Here is a 16,821-nt window from a genome sequence, read left to right as displayed (position 1 = left end):
GGTACGGCTGAGTTTTCTTTATCCCAATAGCGCGCAGTTTGGCGGTAACCGGCAGGCCAGAGTGCCGGGATGTACTTCGATTCGGAAGTGCTTGCCGCTTAGCGGCTCTCCATCCAGATTAAAGGTAATATCGTGCGGAGCAGAAATTTCAAACCACGCCGATTTTGCTTCTACCACGTTGGGTTTTTCTTCCGGGCGCGTTAAGGTCGTCAGCAGCGCCGGGAGTAAATCTTCCCCGGTAAAAATTCGCAGTTCAAGCAAACCGTCGTTGATCAGCGCCTCGGGGCAAAGCTGCTGGCCGCCGCCAGCCTGACGCCCGTTACCGATGCCGATCACCAGCGCGTCGCCCTGCCAGCTAAAATTGTCTCCGCGAATGTCACAGCGATCGGGCTTTAGCATATCCATACGCATTAGCCCGTGAATGAAGTAGGAGACGCCGCCGAGCGCCGCTTTCAGCTTTTCAGGCGTTTCAGTGGTGATGCGGGTGCCAAATCCACCGGTCGCCATGTTGATGAAAAAGGCGTGGTCATTGACCTGCACCAGATCGATATCTGCCGCTTTGCCTGCTATTGCCAGGCGCAAAGCTTTTTCAAGATCTTCCGGGATACCCGCGCTGGTGGCGAAGTCGTTGGCCGTCCCGAGCGGTAAAATACCCAGAGCCGGGCGCCTGTCAGGGGCGAGTTTTGCGAGGCAGGTAGCGACTTCGTTGATGGTGCCGTCGCCGCCTCCGGCCACCACGGTATCCACGCCGAGCTCCAGCGCTTCTTCGATATAACGTTCCGCGTCGCCCTTCTCCCAGGTCACTCTGATATGCAGCGTGTAACCTTCCTCACGCAGTGTTTTCACCGCTTCACGCAGCAGCGGGTCACCGGCACCCTTGCCGTTTAATACCAAAAGTGAAAGTGGAAATGTCTCCATGACTTACCTCAGAAAAATGAGCATTATCAAAGTGTAGAGCAAACCGGAGCTGGAGGAGTAAGAACTGGCTGAATCAGCAGAAAAAAGCGTGAGTTTAAGAGGAACGCGAAGGCTTTCAGTATCGTTTTGGTAGTGCGATATATGTACAATTAATTGCTATTGAAGTCGGTTGAGGATAAAATAACAGCAGTTAGTGGAAGCAGTACGCGTTCTTTCTGAGGCGACCAACCAAAGTGGAGCGATAAAAACCCAACCTTACCCGTTGGGTTTTTTTATGTCTGTAAATCGGGCTTAATTGTTTGAATTTTAATCTTCCATCCCTATAATCCATTTTGTTAGTGAGGTTAATCTCTGGTGTAGCTTGTTCGCGTTTATGGCCATTGAAATGGATTTCTGCGTTTGCGGAAATGTGTTCAAGTCCTGGCTGGGTTACGAGTGGTGTCGGTTCAGAGCCTCAACCAGAGTGCGTACTGTTTCCACTAACAATGAAGCGACGCCGTTAATCAGGCGATTCAAAGGCTTTAACAGCGATATCGCGCTCCTGTTACTGGAGCAGACGGATGAAAGCATTCCTTGACGTAGCTGTCATCGTTCTGAAAGCACTTGTTGCTTTTATCGAGCTGATTCTGGCTTGCTTGTCATAAGCAACCAGGAAACGTAACTAAGGCCACCGGTTTACCGCCGGTGGCCTTTAATATTTATGCTCACAAAAAAGAAAGCCTGCGCAAGGGAGATTGCGCAGGCCAAGGAGGTGGTTCCTGGTACAGCTAGCATTTATCGGTTATGTTTTTCAGCTCGCGGATAATAACGTCATCTTGTGTAACGGTATGTGATCGGTTTCTAAGAATGGTCTTAGCGCGAAAAAATAACCTTAATTAACTAGTTAGCGTGCGGTTTACGGGTTGTCTGACCAGCCAGATTGCGCATCAGCAGCGCATAATCCAGCGCGATGTCCTGGGGTACAGGTATCCATACGGTATGACCGTCGCCCGGGGCCACTTCAATCGGTTCCGCCTTGCCGTTTTCCATTTTATCCAGCTGGAAGGTGATGTTGCCCTGCGGGGTCATCATTTCCAGGCTGTCGCCAAACAGGAATTTGTTTTTTACCGCCACCGCAGCAAGCTCGCCGCGGCGCTCGCCGGTGAATTCGCCGACGAACTGCTGGCGCTCAGAAATTGAATGACCGTATTCGTAGTTCTGGTGGCTGTCGTGGGTGTGGCGACGAAGGAAGCCTTCGGTATAGCCGCGGTGGGCAAGGCCTTCCAGCGTTTGCAGCAGCGTCGGGTCGAACGGCTTGCCCGCGGCGGCATCGTCAATGGCGCGGCGATAAACCTGAGCGGTACGTGCGCAGTAGTAGTAAGATTTGGTGCGCCCTTCGATTTTCAGCGAGTGTACGCCCATTTTGGTCAGGCGCTCTACGTGTTCGATGGCGCGCAGGTCCTTCGAGTTCATGATGTAAGTGCCGTGCTCGTCCTCAAAGGCGGTCATGTATTCGCCAGGGCGCTGGGCTTCTTCCACCATAAACACTTTATCCGTCGGCGCGCCAACGCCGAGCGTAGGCTCTACGGTTTGTACCGGAATCGGCTCGTGAACGTGAACGATATTGCCGATATCGTCCTCTTTGCCTTCCTGAACTTTATATTCCCAGCGGCAGGCGTTGGTACAAGTGCCCTGATTAGGGTCGCGCTTGTTGATATAGCCGGAGAGCAGGCAGCGGCCGGAGTAGGCCATACACAGCGCGCCGTGAACAAAAATTTCCAGCTCCATCTCAGGAACCTGCTCGCGGATTTCGGCAATTTCGTCGAGCGACAGCTCGCGGGAGAGGATGACGCGCGTCAGGCCCATCTGTTTCCAGAATTTCACTGTGGCCCAGTTGACGGCGTTGGCCTGTACCGAGAGGTGAACGTCCATCTCCGGGAACGCTTCACGCACCATCATTATCAGCCCAGGATCGGACATAATCAGGGCGTCTGGCCCCATGTCGATGACCGGCTTGAGATCGCGAATAAAGGTCTTCAGCTTGGCGTTATGCGGGGCGATGTTAACCACCACGTAGAATTTTTTACCCAGCGCGTGGGCTTCATTAATGCCCAGTTGCAGGTTCTCGTGGTTGAATTCGTTGTTGCGCACGCGCAGCGAGTAGCGAGGCTGGCCAGCGTACACGGCATCTGCGCCATAGGCGAAAGCGTAACGCATATTTTTCAGCGTTCCCGCCGGGGAAAGGAGTTCCGGTTTAAACATGAATTTCTCGTTCTGATATCAGGTCAGAACCGCCCCACCAGGTGGAACGGCTAAAGTTGAGTGGATTACCACAATTTAAGGGCGGGAATTGTAGCGCCGTGGGGCGGGGGAGTAAACCTTCTTGCTAAGTCAGGCTATCAGCGGGATGCCGACAAAAAGCAGCGACGCGAAGGCAATGTTCTCCGTGTATTCTTTTAACGCCTCGGTATTTTCTTTGAAGTGAGCGATGAAGTTTTCCAGCGCCTCGGCTTCATCCGCCGCCCGAGTTTGGAAACCGATTTTTTGAAAACCGTCGGCGGCCAGCTGCTTTTTCACTTCTGCACCGAGAGATGTTTTCGGGTAGATATTGAAGGCAATATCTTTGCTATAGAAAACATACTTTTCCACGATGAACTCCTTGAAGGGAAGTGCCGGTCAACAAGGCCGGCTAATAACCCATCGTAGAGTGTTTTTGACGTGCAGGGCAGTTACTAAAAGTAGTAGTCGCCCATAACGTTAGATAACCCGCCCCGCGTCGGCTTCCCAACGGTAGCCAACCCCGTAAACTGCACGAATAAACGATTGATCGGCATCCAGCGCCTCAAGCTTGCGCCTCAGGTTTTTGATGTGGCTGTCGATGGTGCGGTCGGTGACCACGCGGTAATCGTCGTAAAGGTGATTCAGCAGCATTTCGCGTGAGAACACTTTTCCCGGTTCGTGGGAGAGCGTTTTTAGCAGTCGAAATTCGGCTGGCGTGAGGTCTAACAGCTTGTCGCGCCATATGGCCTGGAAACGGCCTTCGTCGATGATCAGCGGGCTTTCTTCGGAGCCGGGAATATTGGCGGCCTGGCGCTTGCAGCGGCGCAGAATGGTTTTTACCCTGGCGACGACTTCGCGTGGGCTGTAGGGTTTGCAAATATAGTCATCCGCGCCAATTTCCAGCCCCAGCAGGCGGTCGATCTCTTCGATTTTAGCCGTCACCATTACGATGGGCACCTCGGAGAAGCGGCGGATTTCCCGGCACAGCGTCAGGCCGTCTACGCCGGGGAGCATCAGATCCAGCAGGATCAGATCTGGCGGGGTCTGGCGCACATAAGGCAGCACCTGGTCGCCGTGGGTCAGTAGAGTGGGCGCATAGCTGGCCGCGCGCAGGTAATCAATCAGCAGCTGCCCGAGCTTTGGCTCATCTTCTACTATCAAAATGCGCGGCGTGTTTTCATCAATCGGTAGCTCGGTCATAGTGTTCTCGACGTTTCGGCTTCCAGAGGAAGTTCTACTGTAATGCTAACCCCGCCCAAACGCGAATGGTCGGCGCTTAGCGTACCGCCGTGGGCGGTGACGATGTTCTGGCAGATGGACAGGCCAAGGCCGGAGCCTCCGCTGGCCCGGTTTCGCGACCCTTCGGCGCGGTAAAAACGGTCAAAAAGTTGCTTCAGCTGCTCGTCGGAAACGCCCGGCGCGCTGTCGTCGAAGTTCATCACGAACTGCTGGTTTACTACTTTGCCGCTAATCACTAACTGGCCGCCTGCGTCCGTGTAGCGCAGGCTGTTTTCCAGCAGATTATTAAACAGCTGCATCAGGCGGTCGCCGTCGCCAAAGATCATCGCGCTGTCCGGCAGCGCCAGGCGTATGGTCAGGCCGCGTGAATCAAAACGGGAGCGGAACGCCCCGGCAACCACTTCGATAAGCGTAATGATATCGAGGGATTTCTTCTGGTACGCCAGCGCACCTTCATCGGACATCGAGAGCTGGTGCAGGTCGTCCACCAGCTTGGTCAGCGTGGCAACCTCCATTTGCAGCGAGGTCACCGACTCAGGGGTAAATTTGCGCACGCCGTCCTGAATAGCTTCCAGCTCGCCGCGTAATACCGCCAGAGGCGTTCGCAGTTCGTGGGAAATATCCGCCATGTAGGCGCGGCGCATGGTGTGGTTTTTCTCCAGCGTGCTGGCTAACTGGTTAAAGTCCTGGGCCAGCCGCCCCAGTTCGTCGCCGCTGCTGACGTCCACGCGAGCGGTAAAGTCCCCGGCGGCGAGTTTATGGGTTCCCTCAACCAGCCGTTTTACCGGCGCAAGCAGCCCGCGGGCGAGCAGGAAGGTGGCCGCCGCCGCAAGCAGGCTAGAGAGCGCGACGATTATCCAGCTGGTTCGCCGCTGCTGGCGATCAAAATTGATATCCGTGCTGCGCGTCAGGCGCTCAACCGGGGAGGCGATAACCCAGCCCACGTCTTTGGCATCGACGTTGATTGCTTTACGCATGCCGTCCATCGGCGGCTTTTCTCGCGGGCCGACCAGCACGCGATAATTCTGGTCAACGACCCAAAACTGGGTGCGCCAGCCGTGGGGCGGCAGGCCACGCCCTTCGTCGCCGTCACGCTCAAAAGAACGCAAAATCTGAAACACAAAGCGGTCATTGTGGCGTAAAAATTTCCAGTCTCCGTGAAGCGCGTACTGCTCGCCGAGAGCATCGCTTAACATCTCAAGCCGCTGGGCGTTGCCGCGTTTGATGTAGTCGATAAAACCATGTTCAAAACTGAGCCGGACCCCCCAATGCATGATGGCCAGCAGCAGCAGGCAGGTGGAGAAAATCGCCAGGAATAACTTGCTGGTAATACCAGAGCGCCAGAGTTTCATGTTTCGCTCCTTTTACGGCGGGCGATAACGGCATTTTGAGAGCCGTCTTTCGGCACGCGGGTAAACAGCAGGGCGGGCAGGGCAATGACCAGCGCCATACAGAAGTAGGTGTACATAAAGATGCTGTGGGCCTGAGCGCCGTCGGCGGGCAATTGCTGGTGGCCGAACATGCCGAGCAGCAGCCCGGCCACGGTCACGCCGATACTCATTGAAAGCTGCATCACCATCGACAGCATGCTGTTGCCGCCGCTGGCCAGGTCGTCCGGTAAATCTTTAAGCGTCAGGGTATTCATCGAGGAGAAGCGCATAGAGTTGACCATGCCCTGCACGAACAGCACCACCGGCAGCAGGTAGTACCAGCCCATCAGCGCGACGGCCATAAACATCAGAGTTATCAGCGCCAGCCCGAGCGTGGCCGCCACCAGCACATTGCGGTAGCCAAAGCGGTTTACCACCTGCACCACAATACGCTTCATTCCCATACTGCCGAGCACCATTGGCACCATCATCAGTCCGGCGTGGAAAGGCGAAAAACCGAGGCCGATTTGCAGGAATACCGGCGTCATAAAGGGTAGCATTCCGCTGCCGATGCGCCCGCACAGGCTGCCAAACAGGCCGATTGAGAAGGTTTTGGTTTTAAAAAGATTTAAGTCAAATAGCGCGTTGGGGTTGCCGCGCGCATGCCACAGGTAAAGCGCAATCGCGATTATTCCACCTGCTACCAGCAGGGCCAGGGTCTGGCTGGAGATACCAAGGCCTTTTTGCCCGTCGAGGGCGATGGTCAGCGCCGCCATGCCGAACGCCAGCAGCAGGAACCCAGAAATATCAAAGCGGCGGGTCTGCATAGTGTAGTTCGGCATCAGCCAAAGGGTAGCGATGGCCCCGACGATGCCAACCGGAATATTAATCAGGAAGATCCAGTGCCAGGAGGCATATTCTACCAGCACGCCGCCGAGTGCAGGTCCCAGCAGCGGGCCAACCTGGCCGGGAATGGTGACGAAGGTCATCGCCGCCATATACTGCGTGCGCGGTACGATTTTCATCACCGTTAAGCGCCCGACGGGCACCATCATCGCGCCGCCGATGCCCTGAACCACGCGCGCCAGCACCAGCTCATTGAGGGTGCTGGCGTTGGCGCAAAACAGGGAGCCAAGGGTGAACAGGATAATGGCGGTGAAAAAAATATTACGCACGCCCACTCTGTCCGCCAGCCAGCCGCTGGCGGGTAACATCACCGCAACCGTCAGTACATAGGCCACCACCACCGAGTGCATATGCAGCGGGCTGACGCCCAGACTGTGCGCCATAGAGGGCAGGGCGGTGTTAACAATCGTGGTATCCAGCGCCTGCATAAAGAAGCCAAAGGCGACAATCCATAGCTGCCAGCGAACGGCGGGGGGCAAATCAATCATACGGACAGAGCCTTACTTTCACGGGGCTTGCGGCTAAAGCGCAATCTCAGTCGATCAAAGAACAGGTAAACCACCGGCGTGGTGTAAAGCGTAAGCAACTGGCTGACAACAAGGCCACCCACGATGGTTATCCCCAGCGGCTGACGCAGCTCCGCGCCGTCTCCGCTGGTCAACACCAGCGGCAATGCGCCAAATAGCGCGGCGAGGGTGGTCATCATAATCGGGCGGAAGCGCAGCAGGCAGGCCTGGAAAATAGCCTCTTCCGGGGTCAGGTCGCCCTTGCGCTGAGCTTCAATCGCGAAGTCCACCATCATAATGGCATTTTTCTTCACGATACCGATAAGCAACATGATACCGATTAGCGCTATCAGGCTGAAGGGGGCACCGAAAAGTTCCAGCGCCAGCAGCGCTCCGACCCCCGCGGAAGGCAGCGTGGAGAGAATAGTCAGGGGATGAACATAGCTCTCGTAGAGCATACCCAGCACGATATATACCGTGGCGATTGCCGCCAGAATCAGAATCACCTGTGAATTCATCGTCTGCTGGAAGACCTGTGCCGTACCGGCGTAGCTGCCGCGCACGGTGGAGGGCACGCCAAGCGAGGTCATGGTGCGGTCGATGGCGTCGCTTGCTTCTGACAGCGAAACGCCATCCGGCAGGTTAAACGAAATGGTGGACGCGGCGGACAGGCCCTGGTGGTTTACCGCCAGCGGGGCGTTCGCAGGCTGCCATTTTGCGAAGTACGAAAGCGGAATCGACTTGCCCTCGCTATTAATCACAAACATCTGGTTCAGCGAGCTGATGTCCTGGGTGTAGCGCGGGTCAACCTCCATCACGACTTTGTACTGGTTCAGCGGCTGGTAGATGGTGGAAACCTGGCGCTGGCCGAAGGCGTTGTTCAGCAGGTTGTTGGCGTCAGAAACGCTGATTCCCAGCCGTGACATGGTCTCGCGGTCGTAGATAAGATCCATCTCCGAGCCGTTATCCTGCTGGTCTGAGTTAACGTCGGCCAGTTCCGGCAGCGCCGCCAGCGCTTTACGGATTTTTGGCTCCCACTCTCGCAGCGCGCTTAGTTCGTCGGACAGCAGCGTGTACTGATAGCTGGCGTTGGCCTGCCTGCCGCCAACGCGGATGTCCTGCACCGCCATTAAATACAGGTTGGCTCCCGGCTCTTTGGCCAGCTTCCCGCGCAGCCGATCGATAACCTGCTGGGCGGTTTCGGTTCGCTCGCTCAGCGGCTTGAGGGAGATAAACATCATGCCGCTGTTAACTCTTGAACCGCCGGTAAAGCCGGTCACGTTGTCTACCGCAGGATCTTCACGAATGATTTTCATAAAGTCCTGTAGCTTACCGCGCATCGCCTGGAAGGAGATGCTCTGGTCGGCCTGAATATTGCCCATCAGCCTGCCGGTATCCTGCTCCGGGAAGAACGTCTTCGGAATGGCGATATACAGCCAGACGTTAAGCGCGATGGTGGCAAGCAGGACGACGCCGACCAGGCGCGTATGGTTCAGCACCCATTTTAGCGAGCGGGCATAGCCGCCCTGCATGGCAATCAGCAGTCGGCCAAAACCGCGATTTTTGTTTCGTTTTTCCGGCGGACGGCTCTTCAGCAGCCAGCCGCACATCATTGGGGTTAGCGTCAGGGAAACCACCAGTGAGATGCCTATCGCCACCGAAAGCGTCACCGCAAACTCCCGGAACAGCCGCCCCGGCAGGCCGCCCATCAGCAGCAGCGGCAGGAAGACCGCAACCAGCGACAGGCTCATGGAGAGTACGGTAAAGCCGACTTCACGCACCCCTTGCAGCGCCGCCTGCATCGGCTTCACGCCCGCTTCCAGATGGCGCGAAATGTTCTCCAGCACCACGATGGCGTCATCCACCACAAAGCCGGTGGCGATGGTTAATGCCATCAGCGAAAGGTTGTTCAGGCTAAAGCCGCATAAATACATGGCGGCAAAGGTGCCAATCAGCGAAACGGGCACCGCGATCGCCGGGATAAAAGTCGCGCGCCCCGAACGCAAGAACAGGAACACCACCAGAATGACCAGCGAAACGGAAATTACCAGCGACTGCTCGACTTCCTCCAGCGAGGCGCGAATGGTGGGGGAGCGATCCTGTGCCACCTGTAAATCAATCGAGGCCGGAATCGTTTCCCTTAGCTCAGGGATTTTGGCGCGAATGCGGTCCACGGTTTCGATGATGTTGGCTTCCTGCGACTTGCGGATCATCAGCAAAATCGCCGGTTTGGCGTTGGTCATGCCCGCGTTGCGCACGTCCTGCACGCTGTCGGTAACGTTAGCGACGTCCTTAAGCCGCACCGCCGAACCGTTGTTGTAGTGGACTATCAGCGGCATATATTCTGCCGCTTTTTTCAGTTCGTCATTGGTCTGGATCTGCCAGCGATTTATGCCGTCCTCAACCGCACCCTGCGGGCGACGAACGTTGGCATTGGTGATGGCGGTGCGCACCGCGTCCAGCGACACGCCCTGGTTAAACAGCGCCTGCGGGTTGAGATCGACTCGCACCGCCGGTAGCGAACTGCCGCCAACGTCAACATCGCCCACGCCGTCGATTTGCGACACGGTTTGCGCCAGCTGCGTGGAAGCAAAATCATACAGCTCGCCCTGCGACAGCGTGTCGGAGGTGAGCGTCAGGATCATTATCGGCGCGTCCGACGGATTGGCTTTGCGATAAGTCGGGCGGCCAGGCATGCCGCTCGGCAACAGGCTTTGGGCGGCATTAATTGCCGCCTGCACGTCTCGCGCCGCGCCGTTGATATCGCGGTCGAAATTAAACTCCAGAATAATGCGGGTACTGCCGAGCGAGCTGGAGGAGGTCATCTCGGTCACGCCTGCGATGCGGCTCAGAGACCGTTCAAGCGGCGTTGCCACCGAAGAAGCCATGGTTTCCGGAGAAGCGCCAGGCAGCGAGGCGCTAACCATAATCACCGGGTAATCCACCTGCGGCAGCGGGGCGACGGGCAGCAGCCTGAAGCCAAGCACGCCGCAAAGCGTAATCGCCACGGTCAGCAGTATCGTCGCCACCGGGCGGTAAATGAAGAGGGCAAAAAACTTCACTTACGCCTCCTCATGCTGTCGGCCGAAGCGCCGACGAGTGTAGTGCGACAGACGGTCAAACAGCAGGTAAATCACCGGCGTGGTGAACAGCGTCAGCACCTGACTCACCAGCAGGCCGCCCACCATGCCAATACCCAGAGGGCGGCGCAGTTCAGCCCCAACCCCGGTTGATAACATCAGCGGCAGAGCGCCAAGCAGAGCGGCGAGGGTGGTCATCAGGATCGGACGGAAGCGCAGCAGGCAGGCCTGGTAAATGGCCTCATAAGGCGCCATACCCTGTTCACGCTCGGCCGCCAGGGCGAAGTCGATCATCATGATGGCGTTTTTCTTCACGATACCAATCAGCAAAATGATGCCGATGATGGCGATAACGTCCAGTTCCGCACCCGCCAGCATCAGCGCCAGCAGCGCACCCACGCCCGCCGTTGGCAGAGTGGAAAGGATAGTGACCGGGTGAATAAAGCTCTCATACAGCACGCCCAGCACGATATACATCGCCACTACTGAGGCGACAATCAGCCAGATAGTGCTGCCCAGAGCGGCCTGGAAGGCAAGAGTGCTGCCCTGGAACTGGGTGGTAATGTCCGACGGCAGGGAGAGATCTTTTTCCGCAGCGGTAATCGCGTTAACCGCATCGCCCAGGGACTGGCCCTCAGGCACGTTGAACGAGAAGGTGGTCGACGGAAACTGGTCAAGGTGGTTGATGGAAAGCGGGGCAAACCGCTGTTCCACTTTGGCGATTGCGCTGAGCGGGATATTGCCGCCGTCGCTGCTGGTCAGGCGAATATTGTCCAGCGCGCTCAGGCCCGGCGTAGTGCTGGTATCGTGCTCCAGAACCACGCGGTACTGGTTGGCCTGGGTATAAATCGTCGAGATAAGCCGCTGGCCGAAGGCGTTATACAGGGCACTGTCCACGGCGGACATGGTAATGCCGAGGCGGCTGGCGCTGTCGCGGTCAACATTCACGTACGCCATCAGCCCTTTGTCCTGCCAGTCGCTGCTGACGTCGGAGAGCTGAGGCAGCTCTTTGAGCTTATCTTCTAATTGCGGAACCCAGGTGCTCAACTCTTCCAGAGAGGTAGCCTGCAAGGTGAACTGGTACTGCGTGCGGCTCACCGTGGTGTCGATGGTCAGGTCCTGAATTGGCTGCAGGAATAGCTGCACGCCCGGCACGCCGGCAACATTCTGCTGGAGCCTGTCGATAACCACAGGAATACGGTCATCTCGCTCGCTCAGCGGCTTAAGGTTTATTTGCAGGCGAGCGCTGTTCAGCGCCGGGTTGGTGCCGTCAACGCCGATAAAGGACGTCAGGCTTTCAACCGCCGGATCTTTCAGAATGACGTCTGCAACCTGCTGCTGGCGCTGCGCCATACTGGCAAAGGAGACGGACTGCGGTGCCTGAAGCGTGCCCTGGATAATGCCGTTGTCCTGGATGGGGAAGAAGCCTTTAGGAATGAACACCCACAGCACGACGGTGAGCGCCAGGGTGCCAAATGCCACGCCAAGCGTCAGCCACGGGTGGTTTAACACCTTGCTTAGCAGACGGCCATAGGCGGCAATAATATTGTCGAACATTTTCTCGCTGGCGCGGGAGAAGCGGTTCTGTTTGCGCAGCGATTCGTGGCTCAGCATTCTGGCGCACATCATCGGCGTCAGCGTCAGCGAGACCACGGCGGAGATTAATATTGAAATCGCCAGCGTGACCGCAAACTCGCGGAACAGGCGGCCAACGATATCGCCCATAAATAGCAGCGGAATAAGCACCGCAATCAGCGAGAAGGTAAGGGAGATAATGGTGAAGCCAATCTCGCCCGCGCCTTTGAGGGCCGCGGCCATCGGCTTCTCGCCTTTCTCTATATAGCGCGAGATGTTCTCGATAACGACGATGGCATCGTCCACCACAAAGCCGGTGGCAATAGTCAGGGCCATCAGCGTCAGGTTGTTGATAGAGAAGTCGAGGAATACCATCACCGTGAAGGTGCCAACCAGCGACAGCGGCACGGCGACGGCGGGAATGATGGTGGCCGGAACGTTGCGCAGGAACAGGTAAATAATCATCACCACCAGAGCAATAGCCAGCATCAGCTCGTGCTGAGTGTCGGTTACCGAAGCACGAATGTTGGTGGTGCGGTCGCTAAGCAGTTTTACTTCAACCGACTTCGGCAGGCTTTGGGTCAGCGTCGGCAGCATCTGACGGATGCTGTCTGCGGTATCAATAATATTGGCGCCCGGCTGGCGCTGCACGTTCATTACGATGGCGGGTTGCTTATTTGCCCACGCGCCGAGCCAGCTATTTTCCGCCCCTTGTTCAACGGTTGCGACATCGCCAAGGCGAATAGGCGCGCCATTTTGATAAGCAATGATGAGGTTGCGGTATTCCTGCGCGGACTTCATCTGGTCATTGGCGGAGAGCGTGACCGCGCGCTCCGGGCCGTCGAGGCTACCTTTAGCCGAATTGACGTTTGCGCTGGTAATAGCCGTGCGAATGGTTTCGCTGGTCAGGCCCAGGGCGGCAATCGCAGGAGCATTAAGCTTAACCCGCACCGCAGGGCGCTGGCCGCCCGAGAGCGTAACCAGCCCGACGCCGGAAACCTGCGAAATTTTCTGCGCAACGCGGGTCTCAACCATGTCTTCAACCTGAGTCATCGGCAGAGCGCTTGAGGTAACGGCGAGGCTCATAATCGGCGGGTCAGCCGGGTTAACCTTGCTGTAAACCGGCGGATTTGGCAGGTCGGTCGGCAGCAGGTTAGTCGCCGCATTGATAGCCGCCTGTACTTCCTGCTCGGCGACATCCAGCGGCAGGGTTAGCTGGAACTGGAGCGTGACGACCGATGCGCCCCCCGCGCTTTGGGAAGACATTTGCTTGAGGCCGGACATCTGGCCGAACTGCCGCTCCAGCGGCGCGGTTATCGCCGAGGTCACGACGTCCGGGCTGGCGCCAGGGTAAAGCGTCACTACCTGAATGGTCGGGTAGTCAACTTCCGGCAGCGCCGAAACGGGCAGGAAGCGGTAACCGATAATCCCCGCCAGCAAAATGGCCACCATCAACAGCGTGGTGGCTACCGGGCGCAGGATAAACAGGCGGGAAGGGCCGCCCGTAGCCCCTGGAGGTAACACCTGCATCAGGAACCCGCTCCGTTATGTTTACGGCCGGTTTTTGTTTCAGCGGCCGGTTTGGCGGCGGTATCCGCATCCGCGCTGTGCGGCGCAACAACTTCAACCTGAGCGCCTTCCGTCAGGCGGTCTATGCCGTCCGTCACGACCCGGTCACCGGCAGAAAGCCCGGCGCTGACCACCACTTTTTGGCTGTCCTGAATCCCCGGCGTGACCAGATGCTTGCTGACTTTATTGTCGCTGTTCAGCACCCAGACAAAGTGGCCTTCATTGCCCATTTGCAGCGCCCCGGCAGGAATAACCACCGCATTTTCCTGAGTGTCTACCAGCATGCGGGCGTTGACGAACTGGTTCGGGAACAGGGCATCGTCCTGGTTATCAAAACGTGCTTTGAGCTTGATGGTGCCGGTGGTGGCATCTATCTGGTTATCCAGGCTTAACAGCTTGCCGCTGCTGAGCTTGATAGAATTAGTACGGTCCCACGCTTCTACGCTGAGCGTCTGGCCTGCTTTCTGCGCTTTAATGACAGTAGCGATGTCGCTTTCCGGCAAGGTAAACACCAGGTCAATCGGGTGTGTCTGGGTCAGAACCACGATGCCGTTGGTGTCGCTGGTGGAAATCTGGTTGCCGATATCGACCTGTTTCAGGCCAACCCGGCCGTCTATCGGAGCGGTCACGCGGCTCCAGGTGAGCTGCAATTGAGCGCTGGCTACGGCGGCTTCATCCGCTTTGACCGTTCCGGCGCTGGAGTCAACCAGCGACTGCTGCGTGTCCAGCTCCTGGCGGGAAACTAAATTGGTTTTCACCAACTGCTGGTAGCGGGCTAAATCGCGGCGGGCGTTTGCCAGCGTAGCCCGATCTTTTGCCAACTGGCCCTGGGCCTGAGCGAGGGCGACTTTAAACTGGCTTGGGTCAATCTCTGCCAGCAAATCTCCGGCTTTAACCTGCTGGCCTTCCTGGAAGTGGATAGCCAGAAGCTGCCCGTCAACGCGGCTGCGAACCGTAACGGTATTGGCGGCGGTGATGGTGCCGAGGCCCGTCAGATAATGAGGCACGGCTTCACTGGTTGCCGCTGCCGCCTGAACGGGTGCCAGCGCACCGCGCATGCCGCGACGCCCGCCCTGGGAATGTGATTGCCCGGCCTTAGCCTGGGGTTGAGCATCGGACGAAGCCGTATGGCTGTGCCAGAACCAGGCCGCAGCAATAGCAACGAGAATGAGTCCTGCAATCCATAACCAGCGAGGTGTGTGCGTGCCTTTCATAATGTGGCGAGTTCTCTTCCTGAAACGATTATTCGTTGATGATACTAGTTTAGTAATCGATAGCCCCTCAATGATGGAGGAAATATGAAATACTGTCAGATTAGTAAGATATCGCCGAAGCACGGCGTTTTGATGAGCGTATTCGTGCTCTAAAACAACCTTCTTCCGAGCCCGTTCCCAATCATGTGATTAACCGATAGCCATGTCACGACTTGAAAAATAAACTGTAGTTTATCTTTCTTTTATAAACTATAGTTTATGGAGTTGGTCATGATATGGACTGTTATTTTTACAGATTACTTTTATTTCTGGTATCAGGCCCAGCCGCTGGCCTTGCGTAAAAGACTGGCGGCAGCCTTCGGCAACATAGGTTTCTGGGGGCCGGAATTAAGCAGGCCGCTGGCGGATACGCAGTTCGCGCTCCATCTTGCGGAGCAGGAGAAAATAAAATGAAAACGTTAACGGAAGTGATTGCCGAATTTTCGCCAGAAGATCAGGCCGAAATTCATAAATTGACCGAGGCGCTGATTCTGGAAACGGGTTTACAGCTGGTACGCGAAGATCTGGGGCTTTCCCAGAAGCAGGTGGCGCAAAAAATGGGCGTGTCCCAACCGGCAATAGCGGCGATAGAGCAGCGCGGCAATGATTTAAAAGTATTGACCCTGAAGCGCTATGTTGAGGCGCTGGGCGGCAGGCTTTCGCTGCAGCTTGAGTTCCCGGAAGGGATGAAGCAGTTTCGGATATAAAAAACCGCAGGAAGCCTGCGGTTGATGTTTTAGAACATAGATTAGCGGAAGACAACCTCCGACCAGCGGGCCAGCCCCTGGGTTACGGAGCCGAAGTCATCGCCGCCCGCAATTGGGATGCCGGGAAGCTGCTGCGCAAGCGCATGTTTAAGCAGCGGTGAGCGAGCGCTGCCGCCGGTGAGGTAAATCACCTCTGGCTTCGCGCTGCTGTTTTCCATCGCCAGCGTAACCTGCTCCAGAATGCGCTGCAGCGGCTGGCTGATGGCGGTTTCCAGCGCCTGCTGGCTGATATCACAGCCCACCTCTTTGGCGATAAACGGCAGCAGAGTGGCAACCTGCTGGCTGTCGGAAAGGGCTATTTTGCTCTCTTCCGCCGCACGTACCAGCCGGTAGCTCAGGCGCTGACGCCAGACTTTTTGCAGGTAGGCCACTTTCTCCGGCTCACGTGAGTCGCGCACCATCTCATTGAGCGAGCGGCCATTAGCTGCGCTGTAAAAGTCGTTTTGCGCCGGAACGTCGTTTATTGCTACCGCGTTCCACCACGGCAGAACCGGGAGCGCGATGCCTTTTTCCGTCTGGCCACCCATGCCGAGCAGGGGAGCCAGCTGCTTGAAGGCCAGCATAATATCGAGGTCGTTACCGCCAACGCGGCAGCCGCTGTGGCCCAGCAGACTTTGCTCGCGGTCGCGACGATGGTGCCACTCCGGCCCCATCAGCAATACCGAGCAGTCCGTGGTGCCGCCGCCGATATCGACTACCAGCACCTGTTTTTCCTGCTGCAAAGTGGCTTCATAATCCAGCCCGGCCGCTACCGGCTCGAACTGAAACACCACATCGCGGAAGCCTGCCCGGTGCGCTGCGCGTTCCAGAATCCCCTGGGCCTGCCGGTTGGCGTCTTCGCCGCCCAGCCCCTGGAAGTTAATCGGCCTGCCGATAACCGCCTGGTTGATGCTTTCGGTCAGCTGGCTTTCGGCCTGCTTGCGGATATGCAGCATCATGGCGCAAACCAGGTCTTCAAACAGCGCAACCTGCTGCGGTTTCAGGCCGGTAGCGCCGAGGAATGACTTCGGTGATTTAACGAAGTAAACCTCTTCCGGGTCTTCCATATACTGGCGCAGCGAGTCCAGGCCAAACTTCACGCTGCCCGGCAGCACTTCTATGTCTTCTTCGCGGTTGTAGCTTACCGCCCGGCGCAGTAGCGCCTGGGTTTCATCCCCGGTAGCCGGGACTTCGTGATGGCGATAAAGCCATTCGCTCACCGCTTCACGAGTCGGGGCGCAAAGCATGGAGGGAAGCAGCGACGAGCCGTTTTCCATCTCCAGTAATTGTGGCTTGCCGTCGCGCATAATTGCGACCGAGCAGTTCGCCGTTCCGTAGTCAAAACCAATATTCATTTTTGTTTATTTATCCCCATGCCGGTGAGAAGGGGGGCGACTTTA

Annotated in this window: 12 protein-coding genes; 2 read left to right on the top strand and 10 right to left on the bottom strand. The window is 57.0% G+C overall.

From position 1 onward, the window contains the following. Positions 1-18 precede the first annotated feature (18 nt). The 9 genes from yegS to HMPREF0201_RS13435 form a co-directional block, all read right to left on the bottom strand. Positions 19-918: a lipid kinase YegS gene (gene yegS / locus HMPREF0201_RS13475; protein WP_016537267.1), complete on the bottom strand. Its 900-nt coding sequence runs from the start codon at positions 916-918 to the stop codon at positions 19-21. Positions 919-1,797: 879 nt separating this feature from the next. Next, positions 1,798-3,159, bottom strand: a complete 1,362-nt coding sequence (gene trhP / locus HMPREF0201_RS13470) for a prephenate-dependent tRNA uridine(34) hydroxylase TrhP (RefSeq protein ID WP_016537265.1) — start codon at positions 3,157-3,159, stop codon at positions 1,798-1,800. A gap of 129 nt (positions 3,160-3,288) precedes the next feature. Continuing rightward, a complete protein-coding gene (locus HMPREF0201_RS13465) occupies positions 3,289-3,546 on the bottom strand; it encodes a hypothetical protein (RefSeq protein WP_016537264.1) in 258 nt (85 codons plus the stop codon). 108 nt (positions 3,547-3,654) lie between these two features. Further along, positions 3,655-4,377, bottom strand: coding sequence for an envelope stress response regulator BaeR (gene baeR, locus HMPREF0201_RS13460; protein ID WP_016537263.1), 723 nt, complete (start codon positions 4,375-4,377; stop codon positions 3,655-3,657). Further along, complete coding sequence (gene baeS / locus HMPREF0201_RS13455; protein ID WP_016537262.1) at positions 4,374-5,768, bottom strand: envelope stress sensor histidine kinase BaeS; 1,395 nt, start codon at positions 5,766-5,768, stop codon at positions 4,374-4,376. The genes baeR and baeS overlap by 4 nt, the downstream gene beginning before the upstream one ends. Continuing rightward, positions 5,765-7,180, bottom strand: a complete 1,416-nt coding sequence (gene mdtD / locus HMPREF0201_RS13450) for an MFS transporter (protein WP_016537261.1) — start codon at positions 7,178-7,180, stop codon at positions 5,765-5,767. The genes baeS and mdtD overlap by 4 nt, the downstream gene beginning before the upstream one ends. Then, positions 7,177-10,260 (bottom strand): multidrug efflux RND transporter permease subunit MdtC, encoded by a 3,084-nt coding sequence (gene mdtC, locus HMPREF0201_RS13445; RefSeq protein ID WP_016537260.1) that lies wholly within the window; start codon positions 10,258-10,260, stop codon positions 7,177-7,179. Before mdtC ends, mdtD begins: the two co-directional genes overlap by 4 nt. Then, positions 10,261-13,383, bottom strand: coding sequence for an MdtB/MuxB family multidrug efflux RND transporter permease subunit (locus HMPREF0201_RS13440; RefSeq protein WP_016537259.1), 3,123 nt, complete (start codon positions 13,381-13,383; stop codon positions 10,261-10,263). After that, complete coding sequence (locus HMPREF0201_RS13435; protein WP_016537258.1) at positions 13,383-14,636, bottom strand: MdtA/MuxA family multidrug efflux RND transporter periplasmic adaptor subunit; 1,254 nt, start codon at positions 14,634-14,636, stop codon at positions 13,383-13,385. The genes HMPREF0201_RS13440 and HMPREF0201_RS13435 overlap by 1 nt, the downstream gene beginning before the upstream one ends. 270 nt (positions 14,637-14,906) lie before the next feature. Here HMPREF0201_RS13435 and HMPREF0201_RS13430 point away from each other — a divergent pair, with 270 nt between their 5' ends. Both HMPREF0201_RS13430 and HMPREF0201_RS13425 read left to right on the top strand, forming a co-directional pair. Further along, positions 14,907-15,089, top strand: a complete 183-nt coding sequence (locus HMPREF0201_RS13430) for a hypothetical protein (RefSeq protein ID WP_176580264.1) — start codon at positions 14,907-14,909, stop codon at positions 15,087-15,089. Further along, a complete protein-coding gene (locus HMPREF0201_RS13425) occupies positions 15,086-15,382 on the top strand; it encodes a helix-turn-helix domain-containing protein (protein ID WP_016537256.1) in 297 nt (98 codons plus the stop codon). Before HMPREF0201_RS13430 ends, HMPREF0201_RS13425 begins: the two co-directional genes overlap by 4 nt. A 41-nt stretch (positions 15,383-15,423) precedes the next feature. On the opposite strand, the gene yegD is transcribed toward HMPREF0201_RS13425, so the two are convergent. Continuing rightward, positions 15,424-16,776: a molecular chaperone gene (gene yegD / locus HMPREF0201_RS13420; RefSeq protein ID WP_016537255.1), complete on the bottom strand. Its 1,353-nt coding sequence runs from the start codon at positions 16,774-16,776 to the stop codon at positions 15,424-15,426. Positions 16,777-16,821: the final 45 nt, after the last annotated feature.

This window comes from Cedecea davisae DSM 4568 (assembly GCF_000412335.2).
GTDB classification, from domain to species: Bacteria; Pseudomonadota; Gammaproteobacteria; order Enterobacterales; family Enterobacteriaceae; genus Cedecea; species Cedecea davisae.
Note: the sequence above shows the minus strand (reverse complement) of the source record. Positions and strands in the feature narration are given on the sequence as shown.

Coding starts and splice junctions, on each gene's coding strand:
- baeR (WP_016537263.1), bottom strand. CDS start 4,377: ATGACCGAGCTACCGATTGATGAAAACACGCCGCGCATTTTGATAGTA.
- HMPREF0201_RS13440 (WP_016537259.1), bottom strand. CDS start 13,383: ATGCAGGTGTTACCTCCAGGGGCTACGGGCGGCCCTTCCCGCCTGTTT.
- yegD (WP_016537255.1), bottom strand. CDS start 16,776: ATGAATATTGGTTTTGACTACGGAACGGCGAACTGCTCGGTCGCAATT.
- baeS (WP_016537262.1), bottom strand. CDS start 5,768: ATGAAACTCTGGCGCTCTGGTATTACCAGCAAGTTATTCCTGGCGATT.
- mdtD (WP_016537261.1), bottom strand. CDS start 7,180: ATGATTGATTTGCCCCCCGCCGTTCGCTGGCAGCTATGGATTGTCGCC.
- HMPREF0201_RS13425 (WP_016537256.1), top strand. CDS start 15,086: ATGAAAACGTTAACGGAAGTGATTGCCGAATTTTCGCCAGAAGATCAG.
- trhP (WP_016537265.1), bottom strand. CDS start 3,159: ATGTTTAAACCGGAACTCCTTTCCCCGGCGGGAACGCTGAAAAATATG.
- yegS (WP_016537267.1), bottom strand. CDS start 918: ATGGAGACATTTCCACTTTCACTTTTGGTATTAAACGGCAAGGGTGCC.
- HMPREF0201_RS13435 (WP_016537258.1), bottom strand. CDS start 14,636: ATGAAAGGCACGCACACACCTCGCTGGTTATGGATTGCAGGACTCATT.
- HMPREF0201_RS13430 (WP_176580264.1), top strand. CDS start 14,907: ATGATATGGACTGTTATTTTTACAGATTACTTTTATTTCTGGTATCAG.